This is a genomic window from Alteromonas sp. ABH2_165, from assembly GCF_056159945.1.
Window position 1 is genome coordinate 846274 of record NZ_JBSWWF010000001.1, and the last position, 17198, is coordinate 863471.

At 47.8% G+C, this 17198-nt stretch carries 11 protein-coding genes; 7 read left to right on the plus strand and 4 right to left on the minus strand.

The features are described 5' to 3' along the window. Positions 1–146 precede the first annotated feature (146 nt). On the plus strand, positions 147–2636 hold the full coding sequence (locus ACXAFQ_RS03760) for a glycogen/starch/alpha-glucan phosphorylase (protein WP_474818213.1): 2490 nt from the start codon (positions 147–149) through the stop codon (positions 2634–2636). A 240-nt stretch (positions 2637–2876) separates the two neighbouring features. Further along, a complete protein-coding gene (locus ACXAFQ_RS03765; RefSeq protein ID WP_474818214.1) occupies positions 2877–3497 on the plus strand; it encodes a hypothetical protein in 621 nt (206 codons plus the stop codon). A 35-nt stretch (positions 3498–3532) separates the two neighbouring features. On the opposite strand, the gene ACXAFQ_RS03770 is transcribed toward ACXAFQ_RS03765, so the two are convergent. Continuing rightward, on the minus strand, positions 3533–4447 hold the full coding sequence (locus tag ACXAFQ_RS03770) for a DMT family transporter (protein ID WP_474818215.1): 915 nt from the start codon (positions 4445–4447) through the stop codon (positions 3533–3535). Between the two features lie 110 nt (positions 4448–4557). Here ACXAFQ_RS03770 and ACXAFQ_RS03775 point away from each other — a divergent pair, with 110 nt between their 5' ends. Then, positions 4558–5436 (plus strand): LysR substrate-binding domain-containing protein, encoded by an 879-nt coding sequence (locus tag ACXAFQ_RS03775; protein ID WP_474818216.1) that lies wholly within the window; start codon positions 4558–4560, stop codon positions 5434–5436. On the opposite strand, the gene ACXAFQ_RS03780 is transcribed toward ACXAFQ_RS03775, so the two are convergent. The 3 genes from ACXAFQ_RS03780 to ACXAFQ_RS03790 form a co-directional block, all read right to left on the minus strand. Then, the gene (locus ACXAFQ_RS03780; protein WP_474818217.1) at positions 5433–6305 is read right to left on the minus strand and encodes a MurR/RpiR family transcriptional regulator; all 873 of its coding nucleotides are present in this window, start codon (positions 6303–6305) and stop codon (positions 5433–5435) included. The genes ACXAFQ_RS03775 and ACXAFQ_RS03780 overlap by 4 nt on opposite strands. Positions 6306–6337: 32 nt before the next feature. Beyond that, on the minus strand, positions 6338–7279 hold the full coding sequence (locus ACXAFQ_RS03785; RefSeq protein ID WP_474818218.1) for a sugar phosphate isomerase/epimerase family protein: 942 nt from the start codon (positions 7277–7279) through the stop codon (positions 6338–6340). A 111-nt stretch (positions 7280–7390) separates the two neighbouring features. After that, positions 7391–10243 carry a TonB-dependent receptor gene (locus tag ACXAFQ_RS03790; protein ID WP_474818219.1) on the minus strand — a complete coding sequence of 951 codons (2853 nt, stop codon included), beginning with the start codon at positions 10241–10243 and terminating at the stop codon, positions 7391–7393. A 457-nt stretch (positions 10244–10700) separates the two neighbouring features. Between ACXAFQ_RS03790 and ACXAFQ_RS03795 the strand changes: the two genes are divergently transcribed. The 4 genes from ACXAFQ_RS03795 (at position 10701) to iolD (ending at position 17181) form a co-directional block, all read left to right on the plus strand. Further along, positions 10701–12446 carry a purine-cytosine permease family protein gene (locus ACXAFQ_RS03795; RefSeq protein WP_474818220.1) on the plus strand — a complete coding sequence of 582 codons (1746 nt, stop codon included), beginning with the start codon at positions 10701–10703 and terminating at the stop codon, positions 12444–12446. Next, positions 12443–13135: a Fe2+-dependent dioxygenase gene (locus ACXAFQ_RS03800; RefSeq protein ID WP_474818221.1), complete on the plus strand. Its 693-nt coding sequence runs from the start codon at positions 12443–12445 to the stop codon at positions 13133–13135. The genes ACXAFQ_RS03795 and ACXAFQ_RS03800 overlap by 4 nt, the downstream gene beginning before the upstream one ends. Positions 13136–13384: 249 nt before the next feature. Then, positions 13385–15295 carry a bifunctional 5-dehydro-2-deoxygluconokinase/5-dehydro-2-deoxyphosphogluconate aldolase gene (locus ACXAFQ_RS03805; RefSeq protein ID WP_474818222.1) on the plus strand — a complete coding sequence of 637 codons (1911 nt, stop codon included), beginning with the start codon at positions 13385–13387 and terminating at the stop codon, positions 15293–15295. A gap of 32 nt (positions 15296–15327) precedes the next feature. Further along, on the plus strand, positions 15328–17181 hold the full coding sequence (gene iolD / locus ACXAFQ_RS03810) for a 3D-(3,5/4)-trihydroxycyclohexane-1,2-dione acylhydrolase (decyclizing) (RefSeq protein WP_474818223.1): 1854 nt from the start codon (positions 15328–15330) through the stop codon (positions 17179–17181). The last annotated feature ends 17 nt before the right edge of the window (positions 17182–17198 follow it).

The following is a 17198-nucleotide window of genomic DNA, read 5'->3' on the forward strand; positions in this document are numbered from 1 at the left end:
TTAACAAAACTTTTACAAAAAGTTGTTTTTAACACTGCTATATTGCTGTCATCTTGATTTTTACCGATGTAATTAAATTACACATTGGGTTAGTTTTAACCATCTTTGGTCAATATGGTTGACCACATTGTTAAGTGAGAACTGATATGAACGCAAAATCAACCAGTGCAAAATCTTCTGCACCTGTTGCGGTTACCGCAGACGATAAGAACGAATTTAAATCTGCTGTCATTCGTCATTTACACTGCACTTTAGGCACCGACGAAAACAAAGCCAATAATCATGCCTGGTGGAAAGCAACTTGTGCTGCCATGCAAGAACAGGTACTTGAAGGACTTCGTAAAACGCAGAAAACCCACTATTTAAATGATACCCGCGCCGTGCATTATTTTTCTGCTGAGTTTTTGATGGGCCGTTTGCTCTCCAACAATCTGCAGAATTTTGGACTTTACGACGTAGCCAATGAAGCCTTGAAAGAGTTGGGCATTGAACTGGCGGATGTAATGGAAGAAGAGCCCGATATGGCCCTGGGTAACGGTGGCTTGGGTCGCCTGGCAGCGTGTTTTATCGATTCTCTGGCCACGATGGAATTGCCCGCAATTGGTTATGGCATTCACTATGAACATGGTTTATTCCGCCAGGAAATTCAAAACGGTGCGCAAATTGAGCGCCCGGACAGCTGGCGTGACTTTGGCAACCCTTGGGAGATCTGCCGCCCAGAATCTATTCAGCAAGTCTCTTTATACGGTTATGTAGAAACCAAATATGGTGAGAACGGCCGCATTCAGAAAGAATGGCACCCAGGTTCTATTGTTAAAGGTGTACCTTGGGATATTCCGGTAGTGGGTTACGGCGGTAAAACCGTAAACGTTCTGCGTTTATGGAAGAGCCAATCATCCCAGTACTTCAATTGGGACGTGTTTAATGCCGGTGGTTATGTGGATGCTCAGCGTGAAAACGTGCAGGCCGACACCATCTCTAAAGTGCTTTACCCCAACGACGAAACGGAAGCGGGTAAAGAGCTGCGTCTTATTCAGCAATACTTCTTTAGTTCCTGTTCACTGAAAGACATCATTCGCCGTTATAAGCGTGCTCACGGTGACGATTGGAGTCGTTTTGTCGATCAGGTAGTTATTCAGCTCAATGATACGCACCCGGCTATCGCCATTCCGGAACTGATGCGTATTCTGGTAGACCGTGCTGAGCTTGACTGGGATACCGCATGGAATATCTGTACTAAAGTGTTCGCTTACACCAACCATACTTTGCTGCCAGAAGCGCTTGAAAAATGGCCTGCGCGAATGATTGAAAAGATTCTTCCGCGCCACCTGGAAATCATCTACGAAATTAACCATCGTTTCATGGCTGAAGTGGATGCAATGTGGCCAGGCGACAATGCCAAAAAAGCCAAACTTTCGATTATCGAAGAAGGTAACGAGAAAATGGTACGTATGGGCAACTTGTCTGTGATTGGCTCTTTTGCAGTTAACGGCGTAGCAGAAATTCACTCTCGTCTGGTGAAGAAAGATCTGTTCCCTGAATTTGACGAAATGTGGCCGGGCAAGCTGACTAACGTGACCAACGGCATTACGCCACGACGTTGGCTGAAAGCGTGTAACCCACCATTGTCTGCGTTAATTGATAAGAAGATTGGCAGCGATTGGCCTACCGATCTCAAGAAACTCGAAGGGCTGGCTAAGTTTGCTGACAATAAAACCTTCCAGAAACAGTTCATGAAAGTGAAACTGGAAAACAAAAAATTGTTAGCACAAGAAATTAAGCAGTCGCTTGATATCGACGTAGATGTGAATGCTATTTTCGACGTACAAATTAAGCGTCTGCACGAGTATAAGCGTCAGCATCTTAACCTGCTGCACATCATGGCGCTGTACCGTCGACTTCTTGAAAACCCAGATTACGATATGCATCCACGGGTGTTTATCTTTGGTGCTAAGGCTGCGCCGGGTTACAAACTGGCGAAAGACATTATTTATGCCATCAACAAAGTGGCTGATAAGGTGAATAATGATCCTCGCGTGAAGGGCAAAATCAAAGTTGTGTTCCTGCCCAACTATCGGGTATCACTGGCTGAAAAAATGATTCCTGCGTCAGATCTGTCTGAGCAGATCAGTACGGCCGGTAAAGAAGCGTCAGGCACCGGTAACATGAAGCTGGCCCTGAACGGTGCGCTTACCATTGGTACATTGGATGGTGCAAACATCGAGATTGCCGAGGAAGTAGGTGACGAGAATATCTTTATCTTTGGTATGGATGTTGATGAAGTGCACGCGTTGCAGGCAAAAGGCTACAAGCCGCTGGACTACTACTATCGCGACCCTGAAATCAAAGCCGTTCTGGACTGGTTAGAGACAGATTACTTCACGCCAGGCAAACCAGGCGCACTGGTGTCTATTAAACAAAGCTTGTTAGATAACGGCGACCCGTACATGGTACTGGCTGATTTCCGTGCTTATTCTGATGCGCAGATTTTGGTAGACGAAGCGTATCGCGATAAAGAGCGCTGGGCGAAAATGGCCATTATCAATACCGCGAAGATGGGTAAGTTCACTTCAGACCGTTCCATTAAAGATTACGTTGATCGTATCTGGAAGCTGGATTCCTGTTCTGTAAAGTAAAACGGAAAGCCGAAAGTTAAGTCTGGTTTTACCTGACAAATAGAAAGAGGGGACCTACGCGGGTAGGTCCCCTTTTTATTTTCACTGAGCCAATGGTTTGGAGGGGCTACCAGAGATACCAGCGTAGTATAAATCAGGCACATCAGCATATAAGCCTGATAGTATGTCCAAAACCGACTATTAACGATATTTTACCAATTCACTCTGGATAGAGTGTTAGAGATAGCAACAGGGAATTTTATGGTTAAAGAAATAGGGAAAAGAACAATACTGGCTGTTGGAGTGTCAGCGTTTACGATTTTGGTTATCGCCTTTCAGTGGACAATCGTTGACTGGATAACGCCTTTTTTGATGTTACCGCTGATGTGGTTGGTAATGGTTCTGTTCATTACGGGAGCAGGCTTCAGCCTTTCTTGTTTATTAAAGTTCAGAGAAATTCGATGGCGGGCAACCATTCCCGCCGCAATTCAGTTATCTGCCTTTGCCATAGTATTATTTGTTCCTTTTACAAATCTCTGGATAGATGCAGACTTTCATTTGTATGAATCTCAACGCCAGGAGGTTGTCGAAAAAGTTTACTCAGGCGAACTTGTCCCAAACGTCAGGCATAACTCATCACTGATTGCCCTTGGCGCCGAGTATTCAAAACTATCAATGGGCGGAAATGAGATAGTGGTTCAGGATATTGACGGGTTGGTTTACGTTTTCTTTTTTACCTACAGAGGCATACTGGACAATTACTCTGGTTTTCTGTTTGTCCCTGACGGTGGTGATCCCAGGAACTACTCAGATTTGAATGAAGATGATGTGACGCAAATAATAAAATATGCCGATAACTGGTACTGGGCGTCACATCACTAACGCTGTGGTGCATTAACATGCAGGGAGTGCGTGTATCAAGCAGCCTGACGATTCCGTCCGCTTAGCGCCTGTACCGGATTATTACTTATGAGTGTCCCTGTCAGAATCATTGCTATGGCAATAGAAAGTCCCGTGGTCCACACCTCATCAAATAATGGTACTGCAATCACACTGGCAAAAATCGGCACCAGCGCCATGAGTCCGCCCATACGGGTTGCGCCGAGAATATGTACCGCTCTGGCATAGAGTACCATTTGTACTGTAGTGGCCATTACGCCCTGATAGAAGGCCTGTAGGGCAATCATTTCCCAGCTGCTGTCGACAATATGGTGGGGAAGAAACAGCGCGTAAACCGGTGCAAAAAGTAGCGTAGTAAAGGTGATGATGCCGAGTGTCGCATGCCACGGGGCAAATCCCCAGCGGCGCAGTAATACAGTAAATATCCCCCAGAATACACAGGCCATAATAAAGCTCATGTCGCCAGCCAGATAGGACGTATCCATTAGCAGGGTTTCGATTAGCAGGGCAATGATGCCTGCGCTGCTAAATAGAATGCCTGTCCACGCCTGACGGGTGTGTCGCTCTCCGGCAAGGAAGTATGCAAGCACTGCAATCATGATGGGCATCAGCCCCGGAAGTAATAAAGCCGCATGAGTAGCCGGGGCTAAGGAAAAGCCATTGAATACCGTTAATCCGTAGGCCAGACCTCCTATTGCACCCAGTGCCAGCATTCTTCGCTGAAATATAACCCGTCGATGTTTCCAGATGAAGGGAGAGAACAAAATGAACGCGGTACCAAAACGCACCATCATCATATCAGGGATGGCCAGAGCAGCGAGGGCGCCAGCTTTGGTAATTAGAATAAAGCCCGTCCATATCATCACGGCGGCCAGGGCATAAATTAACCCTTTAGTCACCAGAGACTGGTTTTCGGTGTGGGCTGAGGTCATATATTTCTCCTTTCATTCACTATAGCGGAAAGTATAAAGAAAATTAACTTTCAATAATAATGAATAAATGAGAAGATTTATTTCATTAAAAGTGAAAATGTGGGTAAGTATTGGATATTTCAGATCTGTTGGTTTTCAAAACCGTTGTTGAACAAAACGGTGTCAGCCGGGCGGCGGAGATATTGCACCGAGTGCCGTCGAACGTTACTGCCAGGCTTAAGAAACTGGAAGCTGAACTCAATATCGATTTATTTTTGCGCGAGGGTAACCGGTTGTCGGTGACGTCAGCTGGCCTTCGTTTACTCGAATACACCGATAAAATCCTTAATCTGCAAAAACAGGCTATCGCGGAACTCACCGATGCTGAGCCAGCAGGCTTGCTACGACTGGGGTCGATGGAAAGCAGTGCGGCCGCCAGATTACCTGGTATTCTGGCACGCTTTCACCAACATTATGCCGCTGTACAGCTGGAGTTGACTGCCAACGCCTCTATGCCGCTGATTGAGCGGGTACTGGCTGGAGAGCTCGACTTAGTCATGGCTTCCGACCCGCCTGATGATCCACGCCTAACCTGTGTGAAGTGTTTTGACGAAGAACTGGTGCTTATCATGCCTGAAGAATGGGGAAACAAGGCCTCGCTGCCCGATCCCATCACCATGGTGGGTTACAGCAAAGGCTGTTCGTATCGGCACCGGTTGGAAAAATGGCTGGCGAGGCATAATCACCTGTGCGAAAAGGTGACGGAAATACCGAGTCACTTTACCATGATTGGTTGTGTGATTGCCGGGATGGGGCTCGGAATGGTGCCAAGGGCTGTATTAGCTCTGCATAAGACAGAAGGGCTGAGTATACAGGTGGTGGATGACGATATTGCGCAGGCACCCACGTATCTTATTCATCGCAAGGACAATCCGTCCAGTGCAATCAGTGCGTTTATCCGCACTGCGCTGGAGTCTCCCGGAGCGTTAAGCGCCGGGACACCGAATTAATCTGGTGCAAAGGTAGTCGTGAAGCCATCTTCGGATCGGCTGTCTGCCAGGCCAATGGCCAGCACCTGTGATAACAGCAAAGATGCTGAGAGCGAACGGAAGGCATCCACCCGGGCTTCCTGAACGATAAACGATTGCTGACTGGTGTTTGCCAGCGGAGAAATCGGGCTGTCAGTAATTGATAATACAGTAACCCCCCGGTCAGCCGCCTTTGCCGCCAGCTCACAGGTATTTGAGGAGTAAGGGCTAAAGCTTATAGCCAGCAGTAAATCACCGCGCTCAACATTAGACATCTGTTCCTGGAACATGCCGCCTGTACCGCTGATCATGAATATTTTCTTGTCGATATGATTCAGTGCGTAATGCAGATAGGTAGCAACGGTGTGCGCACGCCCGTTACCCAGCAAAAAGATATGCCGGGCCTTGCGCATCAGTTCTACGGCTTTTTTTATCTCATCACGGGTGACCGTGTCTTCGAGATGGCGAAGTGCGTCGCGGTTAGCTTTGGCAAAGCGGGGGAGCAGTTCGTCGCTCTCCCAGCTTTGCTGACTGCGTACGAGCTGAATACGATTACTGTAGTTACTGGTGTTCTCCAGCTTTACTTCCTTTATGACCTGTTTGATTTCATTAAAACCACTGAAATCAAGGGCAGAAGCAAAACGGATAAGCGTTGATGGCGGTACGTTAATTCGTTCAGAAATCACAGCAATGGTTTCAAATGCCACTGCATCGGGATTTTCCAGTACAAATTTGGCGACTTGCTTCAGACGCTTGCTCATCTGAGGATAACGGGATTTAATCAGCTCCTGCAATTCACCCCAGTTCAGACTTTTTTCAGTATCCACATCTTTATCTTTATCGTTATTCATGCTCGCTACTCTAACGCATTATTACCTTGTTTTCACTGACTAATCGTCTGCTTCAGCGCTGCAATTGACGTGTCCAGTCCTGCTTCAACAGACATGGTCAGATCTTCCATTTCCAGTGAAACGAAGCCGTTGTAGCCGGTCATCCTAATCACTGAGAAAAATTCCTTCCACCATTGCAGGTCACGACCACATCCTACTGCAACATAGTTCCAAGTGCGGTTAGTCACATCTTCAACCACTTTGGTCTCCAGCAGGCCATTTTTTTCAACCATGGTGCGTTCCAGGCGCACATCTTTACCATGTACGTGGTGGATTGCATCGCCAAGCTCACGCACAACGGCAATCGGATCCATTCCCATCCAAATCATGTGGCTTGGGTCCACATTCAGACCAACCATCGGGCCTACCGCGTTGCGCAGACGGAATAAGGTTTCAGGATTCCAGACCAGTTGCGCACTGAAATTTTCCAGTGCGATTTTCTCCACACCATGTTTTTCTGCGTGCGCCACCAAATCCTTCCAGAAAGGAATTGCCACATCGTTCCACTGATAATCCAGCTTTTCTTTCAGGTCAGCAGGCCAGCTTATTGTGTACGTGATCCAGTTAGGTACCGTGTCTTCCGGTGACGCCGGCGGAAGGCCACTCATCATTACAATTTTCTTCACGCCTAACAGTCCGGCCAGTTCCATGGTGTCGAAGGCGGCCTTTTTATGCGCTTGTCCCATCGGGCCTGGATCCAGTGGATTTCCCGAGCAGTTAAGCGCAGCAATCGTCATACCGCGTTTACTCAGTGCGCTTTGGAAAGCTTCGCGCGCGCCGGCATCACTGATCAGTGTTGCCATATCCATGTGAGGGGCAGAAGACCAGCCTCCGGTTGTAATTTCGATGGCATTGACCCCTTTCAGTTTGAGGGTGTCGAGCATATCTTCGAACGAAAGTTTGCCAAGTACGTCTGTGCAACAGGACAGTTTCATGTTCAGGTTCCATTAAAAATAAATGAATATAACTATAGTGAAATATTTATTTCACGCCTAAACAAAGACGGGCGGGGCTAAGCCCCACCCGGATTTGACCCGGAGGATTTATCAGAATTGACCACGGAAACCAAGGGCGTAGCGAGGTCCGGTATTACGATACAGAATGAACTGCTCGTCATAACGTCCGTGCTTACGGATGGCTTCATCAGTGATGTTTGTGCCTTCCACGAAGACAGAGAAATCATCATTGATTCGGTAGGTCAGTTGGAAGTCTACCTGCGAGAACTCCTCAGTAAATACTGGTTCAACACCGGCTTTCGGGTTAATCAGATATTCAAGGAACTCGTCACGTTTACTCCAGGAAATACGTGCTTCAATGGGACCATTTTCATAAAACATGGTCGCGTTCATTGAGTTGCCCAGTCCGGGAATCGCAAACAGGGTGCTAACATCAGAGTTCGCTGCGATTTCTGCATTCGAGTCGAGGAATGTAGCATTTGCCGAGAAGCCTAAGCCTTCCAGTACACCGCTGTCAAATGCATATTGCGCTGCCAGTTCCAAACCTTTCACGTCAGCCGTTTCACTGTTAAGCGGACGCTGAACATTGAAATCGATAGTACCTGCATCGGCATTGATAGCGGCATCGTCAGCAAGCAAAGGCTGCTGGATATCTACACCTGAAATGGTAACCACTTCATTATCAGTAACGATGAAGTTCTGCACCTCTTTCTGGAATAATGCCAGGCTTACGTAGTTGATGTCGCCCCAGTAGTATTCGAAAGAAGCATCCAGGTTAATAGATGTGTAAGGCTTCAGGTTAACGTTACCTGCAACTGCATTCAATGAGCCAGGACGTAAGTCCAGGTAAGACAGGCGAGGGGCCAGATCTTTCAATTCCGGACGGGTCATGGTTTCAGATACGGCAAGGCGTACCACGAAATCTTCAGTAGGATTAATGGTGAAGCTGATATTCGGCAGCAGTTTCAGGTAGTCGTTAGTTTCTGACTGAAAGCCGGTACCTGATGTATCGAAACCAGGGTTATACTGGGTTGCAGTTGTTTGTGACAGATTGATCAGATTCTGCTGTGAACCGGTAGCTTCATCTTTGGTATATACCAGGCGAGCACCCGTGTTCAGTTTCCATTCCATATCGCTGAATGAACCTTCGAACAGCATGTCTGCATAGGCTGCGAAGATAGTTTCACTGACTTCATAGCTGTCTGGTTGTTTTATACCTAAGAATCCACCTGGCTGTGCTTCAAAGAAGGCCTGGGATGTGCCTGGCTCATAGCCGTAGTATGCATCGCGGGCTGCGAAACCTTCAGGCGATTTTTGCCAGTCGATATAGTCATTCAGGTTAAAAGTGTAGATATCGCGGAAGGTATCTGGTGATACGCCATCTAACAAGCCGCTGGTATCAAAATCAAGGATCAGGTCGTTAGGCACATCAGTGATAAAGAAGCAGTACTGACAGAATACGTCGAAACTTGGACGAATTACGTCAACCGTTTTGTCTTCTTTAGAGTAGTTTGCACCAAACTTGATGTTTCTGAGCATACCGCCGTCGTACGGTTCGTATACGTTATCAATAGCAAACTGATAAATGCTGGCTTCTACAGAGTTACCGCCAGTACCGTCACCCGCCTGATCGCCGTACTGGGCAACGTGAGAGCGGTAGCTGTCACGGTCCTGTAAACGGGCAATAATTGAATCAGGGTAGATGATCTGTGCTTCGCTACCGTAATTATCGAAGTGGAAATCATCGGTTGGATCATTCGGATCATCAGTGAAGCCCATTACCGCCTGACCATTACCTGTACCTTGTTTTGCCTCGGAGTCTGAGTATCCAAAGTCAAATACTGTGGTCAGTTCGTCGGTAGCCAGCCACTTCAGGTTAAAACCAATAGCACGGGTTTCTGTAGGGCGACCTTCCAGACGATTCAGAATACCTACCTCTGAAGAAATGTCCTGTTCCAGAACGGTACCATTTTCATTCAGAATAACGTCATTGGTTGCCGCTGGCGTACCAAACCATGAACCCAGCATCGTCGCGTTGGAGTTCACTTCAAATTTGTTATAGAAACCATCTACCGTCAGCAGTAATTCATCTTTCAGATAATGCTGGAACACGGCCTGCACATTCATACGTTCACGTTCCTGCAGGCGGCGACCTGTCTGGGTTTCACGTGGGATAAAAGCCGTAGACACGTTACCAGGGTTTGCATCCACACCTTCTGCAAAGTTAATGTTATCTACATCAGTAGGTAACCAACCGTTGGTATTGGTGAAATCTTCCTGTGACTTCCGGTTCTGGTAGGAACCAGAAATCAGCAAGCCGGTAGCGCCATCGTTAAAGCTGGTGGAATAAAGGCCGAACAACTGTGGCGTGGTTTCACCACTATTATCATCATACAGTGCTTTAGCAGTAACCAGCATGGTGTCATCTGCCAGCGAGAAAGGGCGTGCTGTTTTCAGATTAACCGTGGCGCCGATGCCACCTTCCTGTAGTGAAGCTACACCAGTTTTGTATATTTCAGCACCAGAAATCAGTTCTGCAGGGTACAGGTCGAAACTAAATTCACGACCACCTGTTTCAGAAACAATTCGGCGACCGTTAACTAATACAGTGTTGAAGCTAGGGCCGAAACCACGGACAGTAACAAACTGGCCTTCGCCACCATTACGGTCGATGGCAATCCCGGGGATACGCTGGAGAGACTCAGCAATGTTAGTGTCAGGGAATTTACCTAAATCTTCAGCAGAAATGGCATCAACCACGCCCGGAGCTGAGCGTTTAATGTCCTGAGCTTCACTCAGGCTGCGGCGAATACCACGAACTTCAATAACTTCAGCGTCCTGTGCGGCCTGATCCTGAGCAGGGGCCTGCTGGGCAAAGGCAATAGGGCTTAAAGCACTGGTTATACAACAGGCCAATAACGTTTTTCTGTAAGCGACTCTCATGTGCGTGTCTCCAGAATGTTTCTTGTAAATTTTTGGTTAAATTACTTGCGTGTCCTGACGGTCTTATGTGTAGGGTGTCCATCAGCTAACAATATTTTTACAAAATAAAATTTCAATAGTCAAACAAAAAGAAATAAATATTTCACTAAAGTTTAACGATATTTATGAGAAGGCGAGACTAAAGCAGCGTTTTTATTACATAAATGGGTGTTTTTCGGTGTCATTTATACTTTAGATGCATTAATAGAATATAAAATGAAATAAAAATTTCGTTTGAAATGGGATTTGAAGTGAGTTATTTTGCTTAAGGTTAATCAAATGTCATTTTAACATTAAAAAATGTCGATATACGACAATACTGATAGATACAGAGTATTCGCCATACTTATAAGTAACATCTAAAAAATAATTTATGGCGCTGTATCTCCCAGCAAAACCTACATTGGAGGTCGCCACCGTGAGCGAAGTACAAGAATTTGAAAATCAGCCGGTAGCTGCAAACAAACTGGAACCTGCCAGACATTTTGCGGCTGCTTACGCAGGTGAACATGTTGCCGGCACAGAATTTGTTATCGGCGCACTGTTTGTTTCTCTGGGCGTGTCTACTTACGATATTTTCGTTGGTCTGCTTATTGGTAATTTCTTTGCAGTACTCACCTGGGCGTGGATTTGTGCACCTATTGCAGTAAGAACCCGTCTCACTTTATATGCATATCTTGAAAAGGTGGCTGGGCCGGGCATCGTTAAAATATACAGCGTAATAAATGGTGTTCTCTTCGTTATTATTGCTGGTGCAATGATTACCGTATCCGCCTCAGCGGTTCGTATTCCTTTTGATATTCCTCCACAGGTAACCTGGTATCCAAACAGTGCCAGTTTTGTATTGGTCGCGGTTTGTGTGGGTGCAGTTATCGGTTATGTCGCTATAAATGGTTTCAAGAAGGTTGCACAGTTTGCTGCTGTGTGCGCGCCATGGATGATCCTGATGTTCCTGATCGGTGGTATCGCAGCTATACCTGTACTACTGGCGAGCATGCCGGATCTTTCCTCTATTAATAGTTTTTCTGATTTCGTTAAAGTAGGGGATACCTTTATATGGCAGGAAAAAGATAACGGCATTAACATTTGGCACATAGCTGCGTTCGCATGGGTATGTAACCTGCCAATGCACGGAGCAATGTCTGATATGAGTATTCTGCGTTACGCTCGTAAGTCGTCATATGGCTATCTCTCTTCCCTGGGTGTTTTCATTGGTCACTATATGGCCTGGATTTGCGCGGGAATTATGGGCGCGGCGGCGGCATTAATTCTGAAAACGTCCATTACCCAGTTGGATGCAGGTGAAGTAGCTTATCAGGCACTGGGTTGGGCAGGTATTCTGGCAGTGATTATCGCTGGCTGGACGACTTCAAACCCTACTATCTACCGTGCAGGTCTGGCTTTCCAGTCTCTGAATCCTAAGTGGTCGCGGGTTAAAGTCACTATGGTAGTCGGGGTATTTACTACAATTATTGCCTGCTTCCCGTTTGTATTCTCCCAAATGCTCGACTTCCTCGGCATCATGGGTCTGGCAATTTCGCCTATTGGTGCAATCCTGGTAGCCGAACACTGGCTGTTACCAAAGCTGGGCATGACGCAATACTGGAACCACTATCGTGGCGCAAAAATTAATGGCCCTGCACTGGCAGCTTGGGTGGGCTCACTGGTATTCGCCTTTATTCTGAATACTGCTGCTGATGTACATCTGTTCTTCCTGTTACTGCCTACCTGGATAACTGCAACCGTTACTTATATTGCCGGCGCGGCGTTTGCCGGGGCCAAAGTTGCCTATCCTGAACTTCAGGCCGCCGAAAAAGCGGCGTTCCAGGCACGTCGTCAGGAAGAAGAAGAGTTCTTCTCCCACGATGCCGAGATAAATGCGGCTACAACACAGGATTTGGGCAGAAGCAAAATTGTCAGTGCGGCAAAATTTATTGCGATATCGTCTTTGATTGCCTGTGCCGCTTTAACCGTGTGGGTGTATACCGCAGGTACAGCAGCACTCCCTCAATTTAAGGAGTGGCTGATGGTGCCTACCGTGCTGTATTTCATCACGGGTAGCTACTGGTTTATTAAGCGTGAATCCACCGAAACAGAAGAAACCGAGCATTTTACTGAGACTTCGTCAGCGGTGAAAGCTCGCATGCAGGAGAGTCGGGGATGATTTCCCGGGTCTCGCTGTTCACACCAGAAACGTGTGATGCCTTCTGCGGGAAGCTGGGAAAGCTGAAATGGTCTGCCGGGCTGGCGCCCGGCAAGCTTTACCGGGAAAAAGTAAAGGGCAATGAAGAAATTGCGTTTCAGATGGATACCGCTACGGTGATTGCTGATGAATTGATGCGTGAAATTACGCAGGCCATCATGGACAGCAGTTTTATCCGCAAGCGTATGTTTCCAAAGAGTCTGGTAAACCCCAGGTTCAACCGTTACCGCAATGGTGGCTTTTACGGCAAACATGCCGACTCTGCATTTCTCGGCAATGGCCATCAGCAGGTGCGATCTGATTATTCACTGACGCTGTTTATGAGTGATCCCGATGAATACGAAGGGGGAGAACTGGAACTTTCATACCCCAGCGGTGAGGTGATGAAACTGAAGGAGCCGAAAGGTACCTTACTGTTTTACCCCTCGGGCGTTATGCATCAGGTTCTGCCAGTCACATCAGGAGAAAGAATCGCGTTTGTAGGCTGGGTTGAATCGCATATCCAGGACCCTCAGAAGCGGGATCTTTTATCTGAAGTAACCACGTTGTGTGATTACATGATGGAAGACGAAGAGCTGGCGCTGACTGAGCACCACACTCGTGCACTAAATGTTAAACATAATCTTTTCCGTTTGTGGTGGAAGAACTGAAATACCTCCAAATGAAATGCAAATGAAATAAAATTTTCAATTTGTATTTCTAATTTAAGCTATTGATTGTTATATTTTTTTAGAGTGGGTTCTCGCTGGTTTTCTAATGAAATTTAAATTTCGGAAATTAAATCTTGAAATATATATTTCATTTATTTAAGCTTATCGAAAATTTAACAAAGTAACCTGGGAACTCCTGAAAAACGCGTCGGCCAGTCATTGAAAAACGCGTGAAAAGAGGACAAGAAAATGAGTACTACGAACAAAAAACTTGATCTGATTTGTATGGGACGCGTGGCTGTTGATTTATATGGACAGCAAATCGGCGCTCGCCTGGAAGATGAAGCGACATTTGCCAAGTATCTTGGTGGTTCATCCGGTAACGTTGCTTACGGCACTGCGCGAATGGGCCTTAAGTCGTCCATGCTGGCGAGAGTAGGTAACGAGCACATGGGTCGCTTTCTTCGCGAAGAGCTGAACCGCGTGGGTGTGGATACCAGCAACCTTATCACAGACCCCGGCCGACTGACTGCACTAGTGATTCTGGGTCTTAAAGATGAAGACACCTTTCCGCTGATTTTCTACCGTGATAACTGCGCAGATATGGCGATTACGCCAGAAGATGTAAAAGAAGACTATATCGCTTCTGCACGCTGTCTCGCCATCACCGGAACACATCTGTCTAACCCCAAAACCCGGGAAGCTGTGCTTACTGCACTGGAATATGCTGGCAAGCACGATGTTAAACGTGCGCTGGACATTGATTATCGTCCGGTGCTGTGGGGACTGACGAACCCTGGTGACGGTGAGACGCGCTTTATTGCTGACGAAACTGTAACCAAACAAATGCAGGATGTACTGGGTTCATTTGAACTGATCGTGGGCACTGAAGAAGAATTTCATATTGCTGGTGGTTCTGAAGATACCGTTGAGGCACTGCGCACTGTACGTAAATTTACTGATGCAGCACTGGTTTGCAAACGCGGCCCTCTGGGCTGTGCGGTATTCGAAGGCGATATCCCGGACAGTCTTGATGATGGATTAAATGTTACCGGTGTACGTGTACAGGTTATGAATGTACTGGGTGCCGGCGATGCGTTTATGTCTGGTTTGTTACGTGGGTATCTGAACGGCGAGGGCTGGAAAAAAGCCTGTGATTACGGCAACGCATGTGGTGCGCTTGTTGTTTCACGTCACGGCTGTGCACCAGCGATGCCAAGTGCTGAAGAGCTTGATGATTACCTGAGCCGCGCTGAGTCGGTGCCTCGTCCTGATTTAGACGAGCGTCTGCAGCACTTGCACCGCGTTACTACACGTGACCGTAGCTGGAATGAACTTAATATTCTGGCGTTCGACCACCGCAGTCAGCTTGAAAAAATGGCTATCGACGCCGGCGCTGAGCTGTCAAAAATCCCTGAACTGAAAAACCTGATTCTGCGTGCTGCTGAAGAGTCTCGCGAAGAACTTTCTCTGCAAGGCAAAATTGGTTGTTTCATCGACGGTACCTATGGCCAGGCCGCGCTTAACGAAGCCACAGGTAAAGGCTGGTGGGTAGCCCGTCCTATTGAATTGCCTGGTTCCCGTCCACTTCGTCTGGAGCACGGCAATATCGGCAGTCAGCTGGTGAGCTGGCCAGTGGAACAAATCGTTAAGTGCCTGGTTTTCTATCATCCGGACGATTCAGTCGAAATGCGTTTAGAGCAAGAAGCATTGATTCGCGAAGTCTACGAAGCCTGCTGTCAGTCAGGCCACGAGCTGCTGCTTGAAATCATTCTTCCAGCCAGTATGCCACGCAACGATGAAAACTATATTCGCACGCTGAAGCGCTTCTATAATCTGGGTATCAAGCCTGACTGGTGGAAACTGCCGCCGCTGAGCGCTGAATCATGGACTGTGGTTGAAGATCTGGTAAACACCAACGACCCCCATTGTCACGGTGTGGTTATTCTTGGTCTGGATGCGCCAATGGATGAACTGGAAGCTGGCTTTAATCAGGCTGCAAACAGCACTATGGTTAAAGGCTTTGCAGTTGGACGCTCTATTTTCTCTGAGCCTTCCAAAGCGTGGCTGGCCGGTAGCATCAACGATGATGAACTGATTGCCGGTATCAAAGCCAATTACGGCCATCTTGTCAGCGTCTGGAATAAGCGCGCGGTTTAACCGCGCCCTGAATTGCTTCGAGGAGTGTAACGATGTCAAACACTATCCGCCTGACCATGGCACAGGCTGTGGTCAAATATATGATGGCTCAGAAAGTCGAGATGGATGGCGAAATCAAGCCTATGTTCGCTGGTGTCTGGGCGATTTTCGGCCACGGTAACGTTGCCGGTCTCGGTGAAGCACTGTATCAGGTCAAAGAAGATATGCCGACCTACCGTGCGCACAACGAGCAAGCCATGGCGCATTCTGCCATTGCCTACGCGAAAACCCTGAATCGTCAGCAGATGATGGCGTGTACTGCCTCAGCGGGGCCGGGTTCCACGAATATGGTCACTGCAGCGGCAGTCGCCCACGTAAACCGTATTCCTGTGCTTTTCCTGCCGGGAGATACCTTTGCGACTCGTATGCCGGATCCGGTTCTTCAGCAGCTGGAGACGTATCACGATCATACGATGACCACCAATGACTGTTTCAAACCGGTCAGTCGCTTTTTTGATCGTATTACCCGTCCTGAACAGTTGCTTACGTCGCTGCCTCAGGCTATGCGCGTGCTGACTGACCCGGTTGACTGTGGCCCGGTAACACTGGCGCTGCCGCAGGATATTCAGACCTTTGCCTGGGATTACCCTGAGCATTTCTTCGCTGAAAAAGTGCATCGTCTGCGCCGTCAGCAAGCTGATACGGTAGAGCTCGAAGAAGCTGTTGAACTTATTAAGCAGAGCAAAAAGCCGCTACTGATTGCGGGTGGTGGTGTGCATTATTCTGGCGCGCTTGAAGAGCTTGAAGCGCTGGTTAGTCAGTGTCGCATTCCTTTGGGTGAGACCCAGGCAGGGAAGGGCGCTCTGGCATGGGACCATCCTCAGAACATGGGCAGCATCGGTGTAACCGGTGCAGGCTCAACGAACGAGCTGGCTGCGGAATGTGACCTGGTCATTGCGGTTGGGACCAGACTGGGTGACTTCGCATCCGGCTCCCGCACTATGATAAATCCTGATGCCCGTCTGGTGTCGGTGAACGTAGCACCATTTGATACGGTTAAACACTATGCTAAGCCTTTGCTTGGCGATGCCAAAATCACCTTGCCGGCACTTACTGAAGCACTGGGCAACTGGAGTTCTGACAGTGAGTGGCAGCAGAAAAATCAGAAGGTGAAAGCCGCATGGGATGCTTATGTCGATGAAGCGACTGCCAATAAAAACACGCTGCCGCTTACCGATCCTGAAGCCGTAGGTGCAGTAAACCGCGCTGCAGCAGAAGATGCGATAGTGGTTTGTGCGGCAGGTGGTTTACCGGGTGAGCTCCAGAAGCTATGGCGTACCCGTTTCAACCGCGGTTACCACATGGAATACGGCTTCTCTTGCATGGGCTATGAAATTGCTGGTGGCCTGGGCGCGAAAATGGCCAAGCCGGATTCAGAAGTGTACGTGATGGTAGGTGATGGTTCTTACCTGATGCTGAACTCTGAAATCGCCACTTCTGTAATGCTTGGCTACAAGATGATTATGGTTGTACTGGATAACCGTGGCTACGGCTGTATTCACCGTTTACAGGAGTTCTGTGGCGGCCCGGGTTTCAACAACCTGCTGGACGATTGCCTCACTGTGCCGGAAGGCGCACCGAAAACTGACTTTGCTGCTCACGCCCGTTCTCTGGGCGCTGAGGCTGAGAAAGTAGAAAGCATCAGCGAACTGGAAGCGGCACTGGAGCGTGCCAAAGCGGCAGATAAAACTTACATCATCACACTGGATACTGATCCGCTGAAAGTAACCAAAGAAGGCGGATTCTGGTGGGATGTAGCGGTGCCTGAAGTGTCTCCGCGTGAAGAAGTACGACAAGCCCGCGAATTCTACGAATCGCAAAAAAATAAACAATTCAAGAACCTGTAAGCAGGCTTTGCTTAGGA